This is a genomic window from Actinomadura sp. NPDC000600, from assembly GCF_040492135.1.
Lineage (GTDB): Bacteria > Actinomycetota > Actinomycetes > Streptosporangiales > Streptosporangiaceae > Spirillospora.
Genome location: NZ_JBEUPD010000054.1, coordinates 1 through 17394, shown reverse-complemented (window position 1 = coordinate 17394; position 17394 = coordinate 1). Strand labels below are relative to the sequence as shown.

At 63.6% G+C, this 17394-nt stretch carries 19 protein-coding genes; 14 read left to right on the top strand and 5 right to left on the bottom strand.

Features of this window, described 5'->3' with window-relative positions; all coding sequences use genetic code 11:
• Positions 1 to 60 precede the first annotated feature (60 nt).
• The 4 genes from ABWI07_RS40925 (at position 61) to ABWI07_RS40910 (ending at position 3438) form a co-directional block, all read left to right on the top strand.
• A complete protein-coding gene (locus ABWI07_RS40925) occupies positions 61 to 1233 on the top strand; it encodes a serine hydrolase domain-containing protein (RefSeq protein ID WP_353821836.1) in 1173 nt (390 codons plus the stop codon).
• Between the two features lie 21 nt (positions 1234 to 1254).
• Positions 1255 to 1950, top strand: coding sequence for an endonuclease V (locus ABWI07_RS40920; protein WP_353821835.1), 696 nt, complete (start codon positions 1255 to 1257; stop codon positions 1948 to 1950).
• An 86-nt stretch (positions 1951 to 2036) separates the two neighbouring features.
• Complete coding sequence (locus ABWI07_RS40915) at positions 2037 to 2606, top strand: TetR/AcrR family transcriptional regulator (protein ID WP_353821834.1); 570 nt, start codon at positions 2037 to 2039, stop codon at positions 2604 to 2606.
• 70 nt (positions 2607 to 2676) lie between these two features.
• On the top strand, positions 2677 to 3438 hold the full coding sequence (locus tag ABWI07_RS40910; protein ID WP_149257731.1) for a glucose 1-dehydrogenase: 762 nt from the start codon (positions 2677 to 2679) through the stop codon (positions 3436 to 3438).
• A 54-nt stretch (positions 3439 to 3492) separates the two neighbouring features.
• Here ABWI07_RS40910 and ABWI07_RS40905 read toward each other — a convergent pair whose 3' ends face one another.
• Complete coding sequence (locus ABWI07_RS40905) at positions 3493 to 4869, bottom strand: amidase (RefSeq protein WP_353821833.1); 1377 nt, start codon at positions 4867 to 4869, stop codon at positions 3493 to 3495.
• A 72-nt stretch (positions 4870 to 4941) separates the two neighbouring features.
• Between ABWI07_RS40905 and ABWI07_RS40900 the strand changes: the two genes are divergently transcribed.
• From ABWI07_RS40900 to ABWI07_RS40880, 5 genes are all read left to right on the top strand, one after another.
• Entirely contained in the window at positions 4942 to 5502 is a 561-nt protein-coding gene (locus tag ABWI07_RS40900; RefSeq protein WP_353821832.1) for a TetR/AcrR family transcriptional regulator, read from the top strand.
• 411 nt (positions 5503 to 5913) lie between these two features.
• A complete protein-coding gene (locus ABWI07_RS40895) occupies positions 5914 to 6135 on the top strand; it encodes a hypothetical protein (RefSeq protein ID WP_353821831.1) in 222 nt (73 codons plus the stop codon).
• Positions 6128 to 6724 carry a DUF2637 domain-containing protein gene (locus ABWI07_RS40890; protein ID WP_353821830.1) on the top strand — a complete coding sequence of 199 codons (597 nt, stop codon included), beginning with the start codon at positions 6128 to 6130 and terminating at the stop codon, positions 6722 to 6724. The genes ABWI07_RS40895 and ABWI07_RS40890 overlap by 8 nt, the downstream gene beginning before the upstream one ends.
• A gap of 235 nt (positions 6725 to 6959) precedes the next feature.
• Complete coding sequence (locus ABWI07_RS40885; RefSeq protein WP_353821829.1) at positions 6960 to 7553, top strand: hypothetical protein; 594 nt, start codon at positions 6960 to 6962, stop codon at positions 7551 to 7553.
• A 4-nt stretch (positions 7554 to 7557) separates the two neighbouring features.
• Positions 7558 to 9000, top strand: a complete 1443-nt coding sequence (locus ABWI07_RS40880) for a hypothetical protein (protein WP_353821828.1) — start codon at positions 7558 to 7560, stop codon at positions 8998 to 9000.
• Positions 9001 to 9027: 27 nt separating this feature from the next.
• On the opposite strand, the gene ABWI07_RS40875 is transcribed toward ABWI07_RS40880, so the two are convergent.
• Complete coding sequence (locus ABWI07_RS40875; protein WP_353821827.1) at positions 9028 to 9756, bottom strand: DUF5919 domain-containing protein; 729 nt, start codon at positions 9754 to 9756, stop codon at positions 9028 to 9030.
• Positions 9757 to 9925: 169 nt separating this feature from the next.
• Between ABWI07_RS40875 and ABWI07_RS40870 the strand changes: the two genes are divergently transcribed.
• Genes ABWI07_RS40870 through ABWI07_RS40855 form a run of 4 tightly spaced genes read left to right on the top strand, consistent with a single transcriptional unit; the run spans position 9926 to position 11729 of the window.
• Complete coding sequence (locus ABWI07_RS40870; RefSeq protein ID WP_353821826.1) at positions 9926 to 10204, top strand: hypothetical protein; 279 nt, start codon at positions 9926 to 9928, stop codon at positions 10202 to 10204.
• Positions 10204 to 10647: a hypothetical protein gene (locus tag ABWI07_RS40865; RefSeq protein WP_353821825.1), complete on the top strand. Its 444-nt coding sequence runs from the start codon at positions 10204 to 10206 to the stop codon at positions 10645 to 10647. The genes ABWI07_RS40870 and ABWI07_RS40865 overlap by 1 nt, the downstream gene beginning before the upstream one ends.
• Before the next feature lies 1 nt (position 10648).
• Complete coding sequence (locus ABWI07_RS40860) at positions 10649 to 11104, top strand: GntR family transcriptional regulator (RefSeq protein ID WP_353821824.1); 456 nt, start codon at positions 10649 to 10651, stop codon at positions 11102 to 11104.
• Between the two features lie 49 nt (positions 11105 to 11153).
• Positions 11154 to 11729, top strand: a complete 576-nt coding sequence (locus ABWI07_RS40855) for an HD domain-containing protein (protein ID WP_353821823.1) — start codon at positions 11154 to 11156, stop codon at positions 11727 to 11729.
• A 46-nt stretch (positions 11730 to 11775) separates the two neighbouring features.
• Here ABWI07_RS40855 and ABWI07_RS40850 read toward each other — a convergent pair whose 3' ends face one another.
• The 3 genes from ABWI07_RS40850 to ABWI07_RS40840 all read right to left on the bottom strand — a co-directional run bounded on the left by ABWI07_RS40850 (position 11776) and on the right by ABWI07_RS40840 (position 16763).
• Positions 11776 to 15438: an ATP-binding protein gene (locus tag ABWI07_RS40850; RefSeq protein ID WP_353821822.1), complete on the bottom strand. Its 3663-nt coding sequence runs from the start codon at positions 15436 to 15438 to the stop codon at positions 11776 to 11778.
• Between the two features lie 103 nt (positions 15439 to 15541).
• Positions 15542 to 16018, bottom strand: a complete 477-nt coding sequence (locus tag ABWI07_RS40845) for an NUDIX hydrolase (protein WP_353821821.1) — start codon at positions 16016 to 16018, stop codon at positions 15542 to 15544.
• Between the two features lies 1 nt (position 16019).
• Positions 16020 to 16763, bottom strand: a complete 744-nt coding sequence (locus tag ABWI07_RS40840) for a helix-turn-helix domain-containing protein (RefSeq protein WP_353821820.1) — start codon at positions 16761 to 16763, stop codon at positions 16020 to 16022.
• 177 nt (positions 16764 to 16940) lie between these two features.
• Here ABWI07_RS40840 and ABWI07_RS40835 point away from each other — a divergent pair, with 177 nt between their 5' ends.
• Positions 16941 to 17150, top strand: a complete 210-nt coding sequence (locus ABWI07_RS40835) for a hypothetical protein (RefSeq protein ID WP_353821819.1) — start codon at positions 16941 to 16943, stop codon at positions 17148 to 17150.
• Positions 17151 to 17394 lie beyond the last annotated feature (244 nt).

The window sequence follows — 17394 nt, the reverse complement described above, 5'->3', positions numbered from 1 at the left end:
GGTTCGGGTGGGCCTCCTAGAACGTGATTCTATGGAGGCCCCCGCCTGAGAGGATCGCGCATGAGCAGCACGGTGCAGGGCCACTGCGATCCGGCGTTCGCCGGCGTCCGCGAGGTGTTCGAAGCGAACTTCGCCGAGGGCCGCGAGCTCGGCGCCGCCGTGGCCGTCTACGCGGGCGACCGCAAGGTCGTCGACCTGTGGGGCGGTGTCGCCGACCGCCGCACCGGACGCGCGTGGCAGCCCGACACGCCCTGCTTCGGGTTCTCCTGCACCAAGGCGGTGACGGCCGCGGCCGCGCTGCTGCTCGCCGAGCGCGGCGCCTACGAGGTGGACGGCCCGGTGACGGACTGGTGGCCGGAGTTCGGCGCCGCGGGCAAGGACGGCGCGACGGCCGCGCACCTGCTGTCGCACCAGGCGGGCCTGCCCGCGTTCGCGCGCCCCGTCTCGGCCGAGGAGGCCGCGGACGCCCCCGCCCGCGCGGCCGAGCTGGCCGCGCAGGAGCCCGAGTGGGCGCCGGGCGAGGCCCACGGCTACCACGCGCTCACCTACGGCTGGCTGGCCGGTGAGATCGTCCGCCGCCACTCCGGTGGCCGGACGGTCGGCGCGTTCGTGAAGGACGCGTTCGCCCGCGACCTCGACCTGTGGGTCGGGGCCCCGGACTCGGTGATCGAGCGGGCCGCGAGGCTGTCGTCGGGCCGGCGCTCGGGCGGCGGGGCCGACGCGCCCAAGACCACCGAGCCCGACGTCCTGACCCGGCTCGCCGAGGCCTACCTCGACCCGGGGAGCCTGATGAACCGGTCGCTGAACAACCCGGACCCGGGCAAGGGCGGCTACAACAACCCGGTCGTGCTGCGCGCCGGATGGCCGGCCGCCGGGATGACGGCGACCGCGCCCGCGCTCGCCGGCTTCTACCGCGACCTCGTCGCGGGCCGGATCCTGCGTCCCGACACGCTGCGCGAGGCCGTCCGCCCGCGCGTCGGCGGCCCCGACCGCACGCTGCTGGTGCGGAGCTCCTTCGGCCTCGGCTTCATGCGCCCGTCGCAGACCTTCTTCACTCCGCGGGCGGGCCGGGAGTCGGCGTTCGGCCACACCGGCGCGGGCGGCTCGATCGGCCTCGGCGACCCCGAGGCCGGGCTGGCGCTCGCCTACCTGCCGAACCTGATGGGCGACCAGGCGTCCGGCGACCTGCGCGCGTACCGGCTGACGCAGGCGGCGTACGCCTCGCTGGCGTGACGGGACGGTAGCGTCCGGGCCATGGACGTACGCGAGCTGCATCCCTGGCCGGCAACACCCGCGGAGGCCGAGGCGATCCAGGACCGGCTGCGCCCGATGCTCGAACTGGACGTCCCGGGGCCGGCCGCGCCGCGCACGGTCGCGGGCCTGGACGTGTCCTACGCGGGCGACGGCGGCGGCTCCGGCGACCGGCTGGCCGCCGCCGCGGTCGTCCTGGACGCGGCGACGCTGGAGGTCGTGGAGGAGTCGGTCGCCGTGGGGACTGCCGCGTTCCCCTACGTCCCGGGCCTGTTCGCCTTCCGGGAGCTGCCCACGCTGCTGGAGGCCCTCCGCGCCCTGGAGACCACGCCCGACCTGCTCGTCTGCGACGGATTCGGGATCGCGCACCCGCGCCGCTTCGGGCTGGCCTGCCACCTCGGCGTGCTGACCGGCCTGCCGTCCATCGGCGTCGGCAAGACCGCGTTCGTCGGCGCGTACGAGCAGCCGGGGCTGCGGCGCGGCGACGCGAGCCCGCTGGTGGACGGCGGCGAGACGGTCGGCCGGGTGCTGCGGACCCGGGACGGGGTGAAGCCGGTGTTCGTGTCCGTCGGGCACCGGGCCGGCCTCGACGCCGCGTGCCGCGCCGTCCTCGCCCTGACCCCCGAGTACCGGCTGCCGGAGACGACGCGCAGGGCCGACCGGCTGTCGCGGGACGCACTCGCCGCGCGCTCCGGGTAGCGCATCCGGCCCGTCAGATGGCACGCTCGTCCAAAGAAGCAGGCCGGGGGCCGCGTCAGGCCACCCGCGACCGCTGGACGGTGCCCATGGAGACCCGGCCGATGCGGGCCGACGCCCGCCGCAACTACGAACGACTCGTCACGACGGCCCGCACCGCCTTCACCGAGCACGGCACGGGCGCGTCCCTCGACGACATCGCCAAGCGGGCGGGCGTCGGCTCGGGAACGCTCTACCGCCACTTCCCCACCCGGGACGCGCTGCTGCACGCCGTCCTGCGCGAGCGGATCGACGGGCTGCTCGGGCACGCCGAGGCGCTGCTCGCCGAACCCGACCCCGAGGCCGCGCTCGGCCGCTGGCTGCGCACCTACCTGGCGGGCGCGGCGACCCCGCGCGGCACCTGCACCCTGATCATCGAGGCGATGGGCGCGGAGTGGGCGGACACCGGGCTCGGCGCCGCGGCCGCCGCGATCCGCGCCGCGCTCGGCCGGCTGCTGGAGCGGGCCCAGCTGGCCGGGGCGGTCCGCGCCGAGATCGACCCGGGCGACCTGCTGCGGCTCGCGAACGCGATCGGCGTGGCGTCCGAGCGCACCCCCGACCCGGGCGGATACGCCGACCGGATGCTCGCGCTGCTGTTCGGGGGGCTGCGCGCGGGATAGGGGCCGCCTTGTTCGGTTTACCAAGCGTTCGCTAGGTTGGCCGGGAGGCAACGGGCGACGAGGAGCGTTGATGGGGCAGCTTGACGGCAAGGTGGCGCTGATCACCGGTGGCGCGCGCGGCATGGGCAAGGCGCACGTCCGCCGGTTCCTGGACGAGGGCGCCAAGGTGGTGTTCGGCGACGTCCTGGAGGAGGAGGGCGCCAAGCTGGCCGCCGACCTCGGGGACGACGTCCGCTTCGTCCGGATGGACGTGTCCCGGGAGGAGGACTGGCAGCGTGCCGTCCAGACCGCGACCGAGACGTTCGGGGCGCTGAACGTCCTGGTCAACAACGCCGGGATCCTCCGGCACAAGACCATCGAGAACATGGCGGTCGAGGAGTTCCGCCAGATCCTGGACGTGAACCTCGTCGGCCAGTGGCTCGGCGTGAAGACGGTGACCGCCCCGATGCGCGCGGCGGGCGGCGGCTCGATCGTCAACGTCTCCTCGACCGAGGGCTTCATCGGCGCGGCCGGCCTCGCCGCCTACAGCGCGAGCAAGTTCGGCGTCCGCGGGCTGACCAAGTCCGCCGCCCGCGAGCTCGGCCGGTACGGCATCCGCGTGAACTCCATCCACCCCGGCGGCGTGCTGACGCCCCTCACCATGCAGGACGACATCGTCTCGGCCACGGCCGACAGCGCCGACGCGTTCATGAAGGCGCTGCCCCTCGGGCGCATGGGCAAGGCGCAGGAGATCACCGGGCTGGTCGTCTTCCTCGCCTCGGACGACTCGACCTACTGCACCGGCAGCGAGGTCCTGGTCGACGGCGGCATGCTCACGGGCGCCGGCTACTGAGCGCGGCAGGCCGCCGGTGCCTGCTCGCACGCACCGGCGGCCCGTTCGCGGGGCCTAGGGGCGCCGCTCGGCCCATCCTTCGACCGACTCCAGCTGCGCCGCGAGCGAGATGAGCGTCGCCTCGTCGGAGTCGTGCCCGAGCAGCTGGGCGCCGATCGGCAGCCCGTTCTTCGTGAACCCCGCCGGCACGTTCACCCCGGGCCATCCCAGGACGTTCCACGTCCACGCGTACGGGCACGCGGCCGCGACACCCGACTGCGTCTTCTGGTAGCCGGCCCCGTCGAAGGCCCCGACGCGCAACGGCGGCTGCGCGGTGGTGGGCGTCATCACCACGTCCGCGACCTGGAAGATGCGCCCGACCCGCCTCCTCAGGTACGGGTCCATCCGCTTCGCCACGGGCAGCAGCCGCCGGCCGAGGACCCGCCCGATCCGCGCCTCGGCCTCCGTCCGGGGATCGGGCCGCGGGTTGGGCAGGGACTCCAGCCAGTCGGCGACGCCGGCCGTCCCGCGCGGGACGAGCCCGAGCGCCACCGGCCCGTAGTCGGGGTCGGCGGGGAACACCTTGTGCCCGAGGGCGGTCAGCCTCCGCGCGAGCCGCTCCACCGCCGACCGGATCTGCGGGTCGAGCCTCCCGCTGACCCCGAGGGCCGTCCGGTAGGACACGGCGATCCGCAGCCTGCCCGGCTCCCGCTTCGCGGCCTCGGCGAACGGGGTGATGGGCGGGTCGAGCTGGTGGACGTCCTCCGGGTGGCTGCCGGTCAGCACGTCGAGCAGCAGGGCGGCGTCCCCCACGGTCCGCGCCAGCGGCCCCCACACGGTGATCCCGTTGAACGGATCCGTCTGCGGATAGGCGGACACCCGCCCGCGCTGGGGCTTGATGCCGACCAGGCCCGTCCACGCCGCCGGGATGCGGACCGACCCGGCCCCGTCGGAACCGACCGCCGCCGCGACCATGCCCGCCGCCACGGCCGCCGCCGACCCGCCCGACGACCCGCCGGGCGAGTAGTCGGGGTTCCACGGGTTCCGCGCGATCCCGTACTCGCGCGACTCGCTGAACGGCCACAGCCCGAGCTCGCACGTCGTCGTCTTCCCCACGATGACGGCCCCGGCCGCCCGCAGCTTGCGCACGACCTCCCCGTCCCGCGTCACCGGCCGGTGGTCCGCCGCGACCGCGAAGGGCGTGGTCTCCCCCGCCAGGTCCGTGTCGTCCTTGATGGCGACGGGCACCCCGAGCAGCGGCAGCCGCTCCCCGTCCGCCAGCCGCTTGTCGGCCTCCAGCGCCTCCTGCGCGGCCGCCTCGGCCCGCACCACCCGGAACGCGCCGAGCGACTCCTGCCGGCCGATGGCCTCCAGGCTCTCCTCCACCAGGTCGCTCGAGGAGACCTCCCCCTTCGCCAGCGCCTCCGCCTGCCCGGCCAGTCCCGCTTCCACCGCAGCCTCCCGCTATCGTTCGTTCGAACGAACGATACTGAAGGCACCGGTACTAGGGAAGACTGTGCACCGATGAGCGCCCGCGACCAGATCCTCCACGCCACCCTCCGCCTGATCGGCGAGCAGGGCATCGGCGCCGTGACCAACAGGGCCGTCGCCCGCGCGGCCGGCGTCTCCCTCGGCTCCCTGACCTACCACTTCCCCAGCCAGGAGGACCTGCTCCGCGAGGCGCTGCACACCTTCGTCGAGCAGGAGATCGCCCGCATCACCGCCTACGTCCAGGCCCTCGCCGAGTCGGGCATCGCGCCCGTCGAGGCCGCCGACGAGGTCGAGAAGGCCGTCCTCGGCGTCGCCCACGACCCCGAGCAGCTCGCGAACCTCGAACTCCACCTGCACGCCGCCCGCAACCCGGCCCTCCGCGAGACCTCAACGCGCTCCGTCGAGGCCTACGACCGCCTGGCCGCCGCCATCCTGACCGCCCTCGGCATCCCGGACGCCGAACGCCACGCCCCCGCGGTCGTCGCGATGCTCTACGGCCTCGCCGTCCGCCGCCTCGCCACCGGCGACACCACCGCCACGGGCACCGCCGACGCCTTCCGCCTGCTCCTGCTCGGCGCCCTCCCCCGCCCCTGAAAAGACTTCTGGCCCGCACGGCCCCAGAGCGGGGTTACGGGGCCGTGCGGGCCAGAAACCTGTCTCAATCAGGAACCTCAGTCGGAACCTCAGCCGACGTCTCGCTCTGCGCTCTCCGCCTGTGCACCTCCGCCGTGTCTCCGATCTGACACCCGCAACGCTAAGCCGCCCCACCCCCCACCAGAACCCCTTTAAGCCTCACTTAGGGAACCCCTGAGTCAGCCTTATTCGCGCCCCGTCTGTGGTCGTCTGGGGAAGTCGGCCAGAGAGCCGCTCACCTGCGAAAACAAGGGAAGGAGCCCACGGGACCAGTCCGGGCCCGTCCAGCACCGTCGAACCAAATCGACTGGCGCTGGCTCCCCGGATTGGCTCCCGTGGCTCCCCCCTCTCAGCAGGGAGGAGGCCACACCCATGGCCCTAGAAATCACCGCAACCACGATGACCGCCACGGCAGCCGGCAAGGTCATCGCCACCGCCACACACACCGACTGCGGATGGCATGTCACCACATGCCCACGCCCCGTCGACCGCAACACCGCAATCACGGCCCTGATGCTCGCCGAACGCCTCATCACCCACGGCGAGAACGACCCGTGCGCGCAGGACTTGCGACGGGAGCTGGGCCGTGACTGACCGCCTCATCCGCATCACAACCGCGCTCGCCGTCGTGGCAGTAGCCGCCGTGGCCGCCGTCATCTCGTACCGCCACGCCTACGAACTGGTCCACTCGCACGGCGAGTCCGGCCCAACCGCCCGCCTCGTCCCGTTCACAGTGGACGGCCTCATCTGGGCAGCCTCCATGGTGATCCTGGACGCCAGCCGCCGAAAGCACCCCGCACCACCCTTGGCCAAGTGGAGCCTCGCCGTAGGCATCGTGGCCACGGTAGGCGCCAATGTGGCGCACGGCGCGACTCACGGCCCCATAGGCGCGATAGTCAGCGCCTGGCCGGCACTCGCCCTCGTCGGGAGCTTCGAACTCCTGATGACCCTCACCCGCGCCGCAGCCAGCCCAGACCTCCCGCAGAACGAGCAACGCACGGAACCGGTGCAACCCAGCACCGAAGTGGAGCAGACGCCGGAGGAAGCGGTGCGGGACGAGTACCGGGCGAGCCTGGCCGGCCCAGGCCGGCCCCTTTCCCAGCGCTACCTAGCAGAGAAACACGGCATCGACCGCCGGAGGGTCAAGCGGGTCATCATGAACACGAACTCGGAGCCGATCTAGAGATACAAGGCTGCACCGCTGACGCACAGGAGGCCTCGGCGGTGCAGCCCTCCCTCGTCCTCATAGATCGGCGCAAACCCCACCGCCGTCCCATCGATTTGCGAAATCCATCAGACTCGGGTGGATATATGGCAATACCCAGCCCGACGCCTCACAAAACAGATCGGTTCACAAGATGCACCTGACCCAATGTGGCCAACTTTAGAAGGACAGACGGGATATATAATCGATGGCTATGGCAGGAGAGGATTCCCAACTAATCGGCCAAATTGGTCTTCACAATGCGAAGCGATGGCTGGACAAGTCAACCCGGGTCGCTAAAGCATGGTCCCACGAAGACCTTGGACTAAAAGAACTACTAGAATTCACTTGGCCACACGACAATTCATTCTCATTCGACCTGGGCGGGCAGTTTCGAGGCGAAAAACTAGAAGGACAATATTTTCTTGCCGAGATCAAGAACTACAAAAGCGAGAGCAATCTGCCCGAGCATTATCGGTCCTTCCTCGCCAAGTGCTATGTCGCATTCACCAAAAAGCCTCAACTCTGTGATCATTTTCTATGGATCTCTTGGTCGCCTTTCCAGGCGCGAAAATGGGATCACCACACGACAGCCGCGACAGTAAAGGAGTCTGTTCTCCACGAGAGGAAGAGAATATTTGACACGGACGATCAGGGACAGGCCCTCGCGCTTCTTGACGTGGCCGCCGTTAGCGCGGTTGCGGACAGACTTTGGCTAATAACTCTGTGCGACAAGCAGTTGCAGTTGGTCCTTTCTCCTGAACATCACGGAGAAGTCCTGAAGCTCATGAAGGTGAACGAAGGATAAGAAAGTGTCTCAAGTTCTTTCTCGCGCCCTAGAAGTGGCTTTTTCTCATCCTTCTCCTGACGACAGAGTTGCTGCGATAAAAACCGCAATCACTGGCCAACTAGAGCAAACAGATACCGGCGCACAGGTACGTCACACCGAGTATTTTAACAACACCATTGCACCCGATCTCGTTATGCACTGGCCGCGCGAGAATCGAGAGCGATTGGTTTTTCTTCGGCCGAGTCCTGCGCCAACCTACTTCACCGAAGATCTCGAATGGATCTCTCCCAGCAAGCCACTTGTCATCACACTGAACACTGCATTTGATAACGGAAATAGAGAGAGCTTTGATGAGCTACGACAGCTCGCCGTTAGCAGTGACACCCTAGTTGCCGACCCAAGAGCAATCGGCGAACTTGGTGAGCGAAATGCCACCGAGCCAGCCGCAGGACTGATGGCCCAAGCTGTACTTCGAGGAGGACGAGGCCTCCTGGATGAAAAGACGACGCGTGAAGCTATCTCGAAGACTGTGGAAGGATTCCACGGAGCCGAGTTTGTCAATCTTGAAAAAACACGTCAAGCCACTAACCTAGTATCTTCTCTGCTTCAGCCCGAGCAAGCTGGCCGAATCAGTCGCGTGCTGCAATCTGTTTGGGAGGGGCACGGCGGAAGCGCTTCGCATTTCCCTGGCTCGCCCGACCTGGCTGGGGCAATGAGCGAAGGAGATATTGAATTTCTCATAGAGAACGTTCCTGCAAGAAGCACTGACTTTTGGCACAGGATCGGGCGCGGGATCACAGCGACCCAGATCGGACGTCTACAAATAGAAGCCTACTCGACAAACTTTCAGCTTCTAATTACAGCGAACAGCGATGTTCTCCTCGCTAAGGCAATGCGGGTCTTCCGCGGGCAGCGCCGACTCGATGAAGAACACGAGACTTCCACCCCTTATTGGATCACCTCTCGCGGATGCATTGTTCTCAGAGGGGACGGCTGGGAAGCACACATCGCACCGAACAGTATCAACGACCTACCGAAGAGCCTTAGGCAAGACGGACCTTCTCTCGACGACGTCAGAGATAGAGCTGACAGTCATGGGACTGTCATTGGAAACTTGAAGCTCGACACCGGCGATCGCCTCATTTCTTATTCATCTAAGGCAGGAGAGGATGTCCTGCATGATGAGAGAATCGCGCAACTGGTAGGTCAACCGACCGTACGCGTCAGCCGAGCCACACTTGCCCTTCCCGGAGGAAGTCGACTGATCTGCGACTTCAATACGATGACAGCGTCCGGCCAAACGAGCGCCACGTTCGCGGTAGGGAATATCTCCAAATTTGCCCTCCCCATTCTAATGAAATTGCGTGAAGAAGATGATGCCTACCTTGAAAGTCTCAACGTTTCTCTCGCTCAATCTGGGGCCGCTGAACAGCAAGAGCTGGACCTAGATCTAGACTTGGATTAAGCCCTTTTCCTTGCAAAGGGCTCTGAGTCATACACTAGAGGAGCACGCCCAAACGCGTTCGAAGCTCTCCAGGTACGTGCTCGCCATGTCACCGTCTTCTGTCCGCCGCAAGTGAAGGACAGGAGCGTGGGCTGCGGCGATGCCGTAGGCGTGCGGGTTGATCAGTAGGTCGTCATCGGCGCGGTAGACGGAGTTATAGAGCACGGTGTCATGAAGCCGGATATCAACTCCCGCCACCTCGCGTAGGGCGCGGTAGTGGACCAGGGCGTTCCGAATCTTCGCGGCCATGGATTCGCCTACGCCCTCGTCGCTCCCGCGCTCGGCCACGCACGCGCCATCCGGGTCGCCTAGCAGGATGCGAACGGCGACGCCGGCGCGCGCCCGCTGTGCGAGCACGCGCATGATGCCCATGTCCTCGGCGAGGAAGAGTCCCGCGTAGGCCAGGACGCCGATCTCCTCGCGCGCGGCCCGGAAGAGCTGGTGCCACACCGGACGAGGCACGGCCCATCGGTGGGGGTAGGTCGCCAAGACGTCGATCGCTGGCGGCTCTACCCGGACGTTCGTCATGGCGAGGTGCGGCCACAGGTCGGCCTCGTCTCGTCCGACCAGTGAGGCAACCCGCGTCCGGTGGCGAGGGTAGGGCACGCGCCCCGCGACCCACCGTTTGACGGTCTTGGGGTCCACACGCAACCGCGCCGCAACGTCAGCTTCGGTCAGGCGCGCGTCGGCAAGGGCACGTCGCAACAAGTCGTTCACCGGGCCTCCCGCGATGCAAGTGAGAACGACGCATGAACGACACTAACAGAAGACGTCCCTAGACGTCCCTAGATGCCGATGGAGAGGTCCCGCACCAGACGGAAGGCTCAGGACACAGGCGAACACGCCACCTCGTATCAACCAACCCGCAAGACGAGGAGCCCACCCCATGGCCACCGAACAGCCCCGTCAGACCAATCCCGACCCCTTCAAAGCCGGAACAGAGGCGGCAGAGAAGGCGCTCGCCGACTTGCGCCGGGATTTCACCGGTTACCGCATATGGCGCGCCACCCGGTGGGACGGGCGTCTCGGAGACTGGGTGGCGAGCTTGCACGACCCGCGCGCCGGCGTGGACCCGACGGTGATCGCATCGAACCCCAGCGCTCTGCGTGAAGCACTCGTCCACGAGGGCGAGCGCGCCAGGAACGCGCGCCCAAGGACCCGGTGATGGCACAGGAGCGAGCCCCGCAACTGTCACCGGAGGAGGCCGTGATGGGGAGCACGGCCTCATGGGGTGGGGAGGAGGTGGCGCGGTTGGTGCTGCTTCCCCCGAACGCACCGACCGCCCTCCCTCCGCCCACCTACAGCGGCCCGTGGCGCGCACGCTGGCACCTCACGCGGCTCGCCCTCGTCCTGCGCTGTGACGGCTGGACGACCCAACTCCGCACCGAGACACCCCGCGCCCTTCTACGCGTCTACTCCAAAGGCGCGCCCACCATCGGGGAGAGCATCTCCGTGGCCTGGGGGAACGGCACCTGGTGGTACCTGTCCAGCGCCGGCCTATGGCTCACGCCGTGCAAACGCCTCTGCCTCGCCGCGGACAAGCTGAACATCCTGCTCCAACCCTGGGTTGCGGCGGCATTCGATCCCCTGAGAGACGAGCAGCTCTGACATGACCCGCCGTACGGCATGGGGAACCCACATGTACATCACCCGCGTGCTACGGCACCGCCTCACAGATGGCACCTACGCCCCTGGCGCCCGTCTACCGAGCGAGGCCACCCTCTGCGCCGAGTTCGACGTCGTCCGCAACACCGTGCGGCGGGCCCTGTCAGCCCTCCAAACCGAAGGACTCATCACCGTCCGCGCTGGCGTGGGCCGATTCGTCGCAGACCCCGGCACCCAACCGTGCACGAGTACAGAGCACATCGCCGCGACCCTGCGCCACCAGATCGAGACCGGACGCCGCCAAGCTGGCGACGCGCTCCCCAGCGAGCAACAACTCGCTCGACGCCACGGAGTATCCCGCTCCACCGCCCGCGCAGCCCTCATCACCCTCGAAAGGGCCGGCCTCGTCGTCTGCGTCCACGGCAAAGGACGCTACGTCAGCCAAGACGTCCCCACATGAGCCGTGCACGCCCGTGGACGTCCGCAGATCTCCCCATAGCGTCGAGCCCATGAACAAGAACACCTCAGCATGGGCCCGCGACCTCGCACGCAAGCACTTGGAGGACCTGCTCCCGCGCCGCTGGGCACACACTCAAGGCGTAGCCCGCCAGGCGCGCACACTCGCGCCAATACTCGGCGACCGAGCAGACCTCCTTGAGGCCGCCGCCTGGCTTCACGACATCGGCTATGCCCCGGACCTCGTAGTCACGGGCTTCCACCCCCTAGACGGTGCCCGCTACCTCCGTGACACCCACCACACCGACTCCCATCTATGCCGCCTTGTCGCACACCACTCCTGCGCGCTAGTCGAAGCACACGAGAGAGGTCTAGCTCACGTTCTGGGCCAGGAATTCGGCGCTTCGTCTCCAGAACTGGCGAAGCCCTTGATCTACTGCGATATGACAACTACGCCAGAAGGCAACACGGTAACTGTCCAGGAAAGACTATCGGAGATACGACAACGGTACGGACCTAAACACGTCGTCACCCACTTCATAAACCTCGCGGAACCGCAACTCATAGCAGCAGTGCTCGAAATTTACGACGTCGCCTTTAAGGGCGCTCCAGTGCCCGTCAATCGCTAGCTTCGATCACATCGCTAGAGAGCCAAGTATCGAGTCGGCAAATCGATCACTCAACTTCTATGTCAAGAGCATTCCAAGCTCTTAGACCGTCGTAGCTAAAGCCAATGTTGCAGGTGACTCGTTTGTTAAGCGAGCGCATTGAGTGCCCCAGTCTTGCTGGGACATAGAATGCAATGAGGCCAGAATTAATCAATTGAAGCGTGCCCGCCTGCGGTCCTTTGTAATCAATCACGCGCGCCTCTAGGCGTGTAAGCAACCCTGTATTTCCGTAGAACTGAGATACCTGGTCCCACTCGCCAAGATCAGATTGGTGGACCAGCGCTTTTACCCCTTCACCCCTCCCTAGCCACTCGATGCTCTTGGTCCGGTCGCGACGGGTCCAGGCCCGGCGACTGCATTCCTGGATTTGGCGCTCGGCTTGATCGAAGGCGAGGCGAGACCCCTCCAGGGCACGGATTGAATTAAATACATATAGATAATACAAAGCTTCGAGCGAATTGCTTGAATCTTTCCAGTATTCCACTCGTTCAATTATCTCATCTAGCGTTGGAGCTGCGGTCATCTGTCGAATAATTCTGATCCACAGGCGCATATTTGCATCCTTTTCTGGCTCCGCGTCCAGATTATCCTCCAGCAATCGCGCAATATTCCTAACCTCCTTAGCGCTGAGTCGATTCCAATTACGATTGCGGTGGTGTAGGTAGGCCCAAACCAGTCTACGCCGTAGAGCAGGTTTATCTACATCATCTCGCTGAAGTAGCTTGTAAAACCCCTGCACTGCACGGTCATGAGCGCCATACAAAGAGTCCAAGTCGGCGCGGCAAGTACTTTCATAATGGCTAGCCTCTTCCCCCTCTCTCATACTTCTGACCTGAGCGAGCAAGTCTTCCGCTTGATTCATTGCATTAGAAATTACGTCATTTCCCCCGCTAATATAGACGACTCCCTCCTGCAGTTGCCCCTGCCGACGAGCGTGGTCCAAGACTCGAATTAGCATCTGAATTTCACTTACATAACCGTGCTCATTATCTGGCCGAATGTCACGTGAAGCTTGAAAAGACACTGCCGCCGACTCGATCAGTTCGGCCATCGACTGAACTGGAGCTCGTTGGGCGATAAGATCGTATACCTGCTCACGAATGATCATTCCTCGCATGTGATACAAGACATGGTCTCGCCCACTTGAGGTGTAGATAGCGCGATCTATCTCCCTTGTAGCCATAGCATAGTCTCGAATTTTGAAAGCGTACAGACGGGCCAAATGCGCCGAGAAATGGGTCTCCTCAGGATAGAGATCTGTCAATCGCGACAGAACCAACACAGCCGCATTCGCAGTTGGCAAATCCTCAACCAATTGAGAAAAACGACGAGCACCTACCCGCTCAGTACCCAACAGCTCGGAGTTATCTCGGTATACGAATGTCCGACGCGCCACTTCGAGTAGTTGTTCACTCGGTACAACTGAGACTCCTCGACATGACTCAGCAAATTCTATAGCCGCAGCAGAAAGGGCATTCTGCCATGGCCTACCCTCATCACTGAGGGCGCACCGAAGAATTTCCTCTGCGAACAAGTCATGAGCGGTCCTATACGTGCCCGGGCCGATCTCAATAAGAAGATCGAAAACTTTCTCTGGCAGATGATCTCGCAGTTCAACGGCCGAGTTGGCCGGCACATCGAATGCTGCTGCGAAGATTTGGGCAGGAAGAGGTTGTTGAGCATAGTGGTGAGCTATTGCTGTCTGCACCAGTACAGTGCGCTGTGCTGGCGTCAAACCTTCGAGTCGAGCCTCAACATATCGAGACAGCCCGAGATAGTCTCGGCCGAATGCCGCAAGGCCAAAATGGAATGCTGTGCGCTCCTTTGCAGATATCGAGTTCGCGACCCCCTGAAGCTGATTCACTCGAGCTGGCTCGGCACGGGAGTAGATCTCCAGAAAACGCTGCGCTTCAGCATCTGTGAGCATGTCCATAAGTTGGACTACTCGCTCAGATTCTTGTTGTGCAGAGAATCTACGTAGAACCTGAATAATAATAACAGGAAGCTGTCGCACTCGAAGAATTTCAAATAGGTCATCGAGTGTCCGCTCAGATACCCGCCCACTATCTGCGACAAGGAGCATAGTCTTACCAGTAAGACTATGAATTCGCGAGAGACGCTCCGCTGTTTCCACAGGGTTGCTTTGCTGAAGCACTGCACATGGATATGAGTGATGCATGTCCCAAAGGACCCTATGGGCGAGAGTCGTACCGCCACTACCAGGCTTGTGATACAGATTGATTCGAACCGTCTTTGCGCGCTCAGCCAGCTGCCTTTCCAAGATCTCGCGAAACCTGATGTATTTGTCTCTATCCACGTCGACGTGAACGGCGTACTCGTACCAGTCAGCCTCACCTCCGCGGTAGAACGATCGGCCTACGGTGTCTTTGGACTTCGGATTTGAGCCGGCATCCAGGTACACAAGTTCGAGTTCTTCCTCAAGCCAAGGGCGGTCTGAGGGATTGACTTGTACAGGTGCGCCCGAACTGGAGGGGAGGCTTTGGGTCGACCGCGTATCCTCGTGCCGACTCAACGTGTTCAATCCTGAGCTAAGCTGAGGAAACGGTATCTCTATTACGGTAGCATCAAATTCATCGGCATAATGGCCATATGTCGCAAAGTCTTCAGTCGCTATCACGACGTCAAGTGAATCCCCGAATACCCCTAGCAAGGATTCCAGAACAGATCTAATTTGAGAAGAAAACGCGGCATCGTAAGCGAGAACTATTGCGACTACAGGAACAGGTAGCACCGTTGAAGCAACTTGCTGAATCTTCCTATTAATTCGCGCATGAGAGGTCCGTAGCCACTCGCGATATGAAGTCGGGGTCGGCACATCAGTGCGCCCAGGCAGTCCCTGCGCAAAAATCCAGTAAGTCGCATTGGAGCCACCTGCAACCAATTCATCATTGATAGTGATCGAATATAGACTCCGATTCTGAGCCAACAGCCGGTTAACGGAGGAGTAGAGTCCAGAAAGCTCGCTGTTTAGATCAAAGTCAATACATACTTCCCAAGGAACTGTCGCAAAGCCTGTGAGATCCGCAGAATCGTGATTGCTTATAGGAGTCGCAATGAGCGCGTATTTGCGTAGGGGATCGAATCTCTGAACTGCATTAAGGAAACGATCCCAATCAGGCATAGGACTGTGCTTGGCCGGAGAGGAAATGCCGGTCGCCTCCCTCCTCAGCCAGGAAAAGAAGTAATTAAGGTCAGTGGAATCTCCGATACTATTGCGCGAGCCTCGGCGCAGGTAGTACGTACCCCGACGCAGCAATTGCTGACGGGGCTTAGGAAGGTCTCTTGTGGGGAGAGAGGGCCCGTATTCTGCGGGTGGAATAATTAGAAGACCAAAATTTTGACTTTCGTAAGAAATCAACTCAAATCGGAACCGCGGTATCGGGTCTACTTTACCTTCAAATAGTTGTTGAAGGTTTGCATCGTCCTCGGTACGGTCAGAACCGAGGAGTTCCTTCGATCCATCCGCTGCGACCCGTACGCCGACAACGATATAGGCGTCCACCTCTCTTGGCGTATTGGCCATACAGACAATATCTTTAATAAAGTCTGCTTTCCCTTCCTCGGTATCGACCTTGTGAAACCTAGCCTTGAAGTCCAGCGTCTCGCTTTCAGAACGACTCAACAACTCTGAAAATTCAGCCTGATTCAACTTACCTCTCCCGTTCGTCACAATGGGCGATTTACACGCCACGCGGTAGAATCTTTACAGACGCAGATCTATTGCACGGCCTCAATGGATTTGAATGGATGCGTCACAACACTACGGGATAATCAAAATGATTCAAATAGTGATTAATTCTGACTCGCATAGAATCATCCATTTGAAGTCTTTGGACTGCATCTGAACCCAGCCATTCTACCCTACTTGTCTCGTCACTCAAGGTTGGATCTCCAGTGCACGCCTTCCCGATCAGAAGAATTGAGAATTCTTGGCGAACCTCATTGTTGCTAGTGTAGTGGATTACATGTCTGGGGTCGCTATAGACACCCACTAGGCCGGTGATTTCTACATCAATGCCGGTTTCTTCCTTTGTTTCGCGTACACCAGCTTGTGCCACAGACTCGCCGATGTCGATCGCGCCACCTGGCAGTGCCCAGTTGTCGTTGTCGGTCCGGCGGATCATGAGGATCTCTCCTTTGTCGTTCTCCACGACGACGTTGACGGAGGGGACGAGGCTGTTGGCCTTGGGGGCGTTGGGGTCGTTGTAGTAGTCGATTCTGCGGCCCATGTCAGTCCCCCGGTATGGGTGTGGCGCGTTCCCAGACGCGTTCGAAGCTTTCTAGGTAGGTGTTGACCAGGTCTCCGCCGGCTATGCGGCGGAGGTGCCAGACGGGGGCGTGGGGGCCTGTGACGCCGTAGACGTGTGTGTTTACGAGGAGCTGGTCATCGGCGCGGTAGATGGAGTTGTAGAGGACCGTGCGGTGAAAGCGGAACTCGACGCCGTCTTGCCTGCGCAGGTTCTTGTAGAGGACCAGGGCGTTGCGGATCTTTGTGGCCTGGGCGTCGCCTACGCCTTCGTCGTCGCCTCGTTCGGCTACCTGCGGGCTGTCCGGGTCGCCGAGGAGGATACGGACCCGGACACCGGCCTCGGCCTTTTCGGCGAACGTGCGTTGGATGCCGGAGTCTTCGGAGAGGAAGAGGCCGGAGTAGACCAGGACGCCGATCTCTTCTTTGGCGGTGGCGAAGAGACGTCCCCATGCGTCCCTCGGGACGGATGTCCGGTGCGGGTAGATCGTCACTAGCTCGCTGCTGGACGCTGCGGTGACCTGCTCATTAGAGAGGGCGTCCGGCCAGAGGAACGTTTCGTCTACTCCCAAGCGTGAAGCTACTGCGTAGCGATGCCGCCGGTAGGGGGTGCGGTCCTTGGTGATCCACCGTTCTACCGTTTTTGGGTCCACATCGAGGGACTCGGCGAGCGTGGCGATAGTGAGGCCCTGCTCTAGTAGAGCGGCGCGTAGGCGTTCGTTTGGCATGCACCCGTCCGGATTCCGGGACGTCCTAGGACGCGGTCAAGCCTATGAGGACGTCATGAACACGTCCAGTCATGTAGTGATCTCGTCCCGCAGGTCAGGCGCACTCTCTTTCTCGTAGACACCGACCGCCCGGACCGTCCCCGCCGGATACGGGCCTTACGAGAGGAGTGGTCACAGATGATCTTTGTTCTGGCAGCGATCCTCGCCGTCTTCCTCGCTGGCTCCACCTGCGGAATCTTCGCGATGCTCGTCATCGGCATCCACGCCGAAGAGCGCCGGACCGCGCGGGGGCTCGCTGAGACGTCCCGTGTCGGTACCGCGTCCAGGCGGGTGCTCAGCACCCGCACGTGTGACGACGCGCCGGCCCGCGTACCGGCGGGGCGGTGACCATGCGGATGCCTCGCGCCATCACCGGTCACACGTGTCCCTGCGGTGCTCGCGTCGAGCCCGGTAGCCGGAGGTGCCGCAGGTGCCGCGCCCGCGCCCGGTGGCTCCGCCGCGGGCGCGGCCCGCAATACCCCGTCCCGTGGCTGTGAGGAGGGTGCGTCAGTGAACGTCTCTGTTCCCCTGGTGGCGATCCTCGGCGCCGTGGTGTGGGTCGCGTGGCGGTACATGGGGCTTCGCGGTTGGC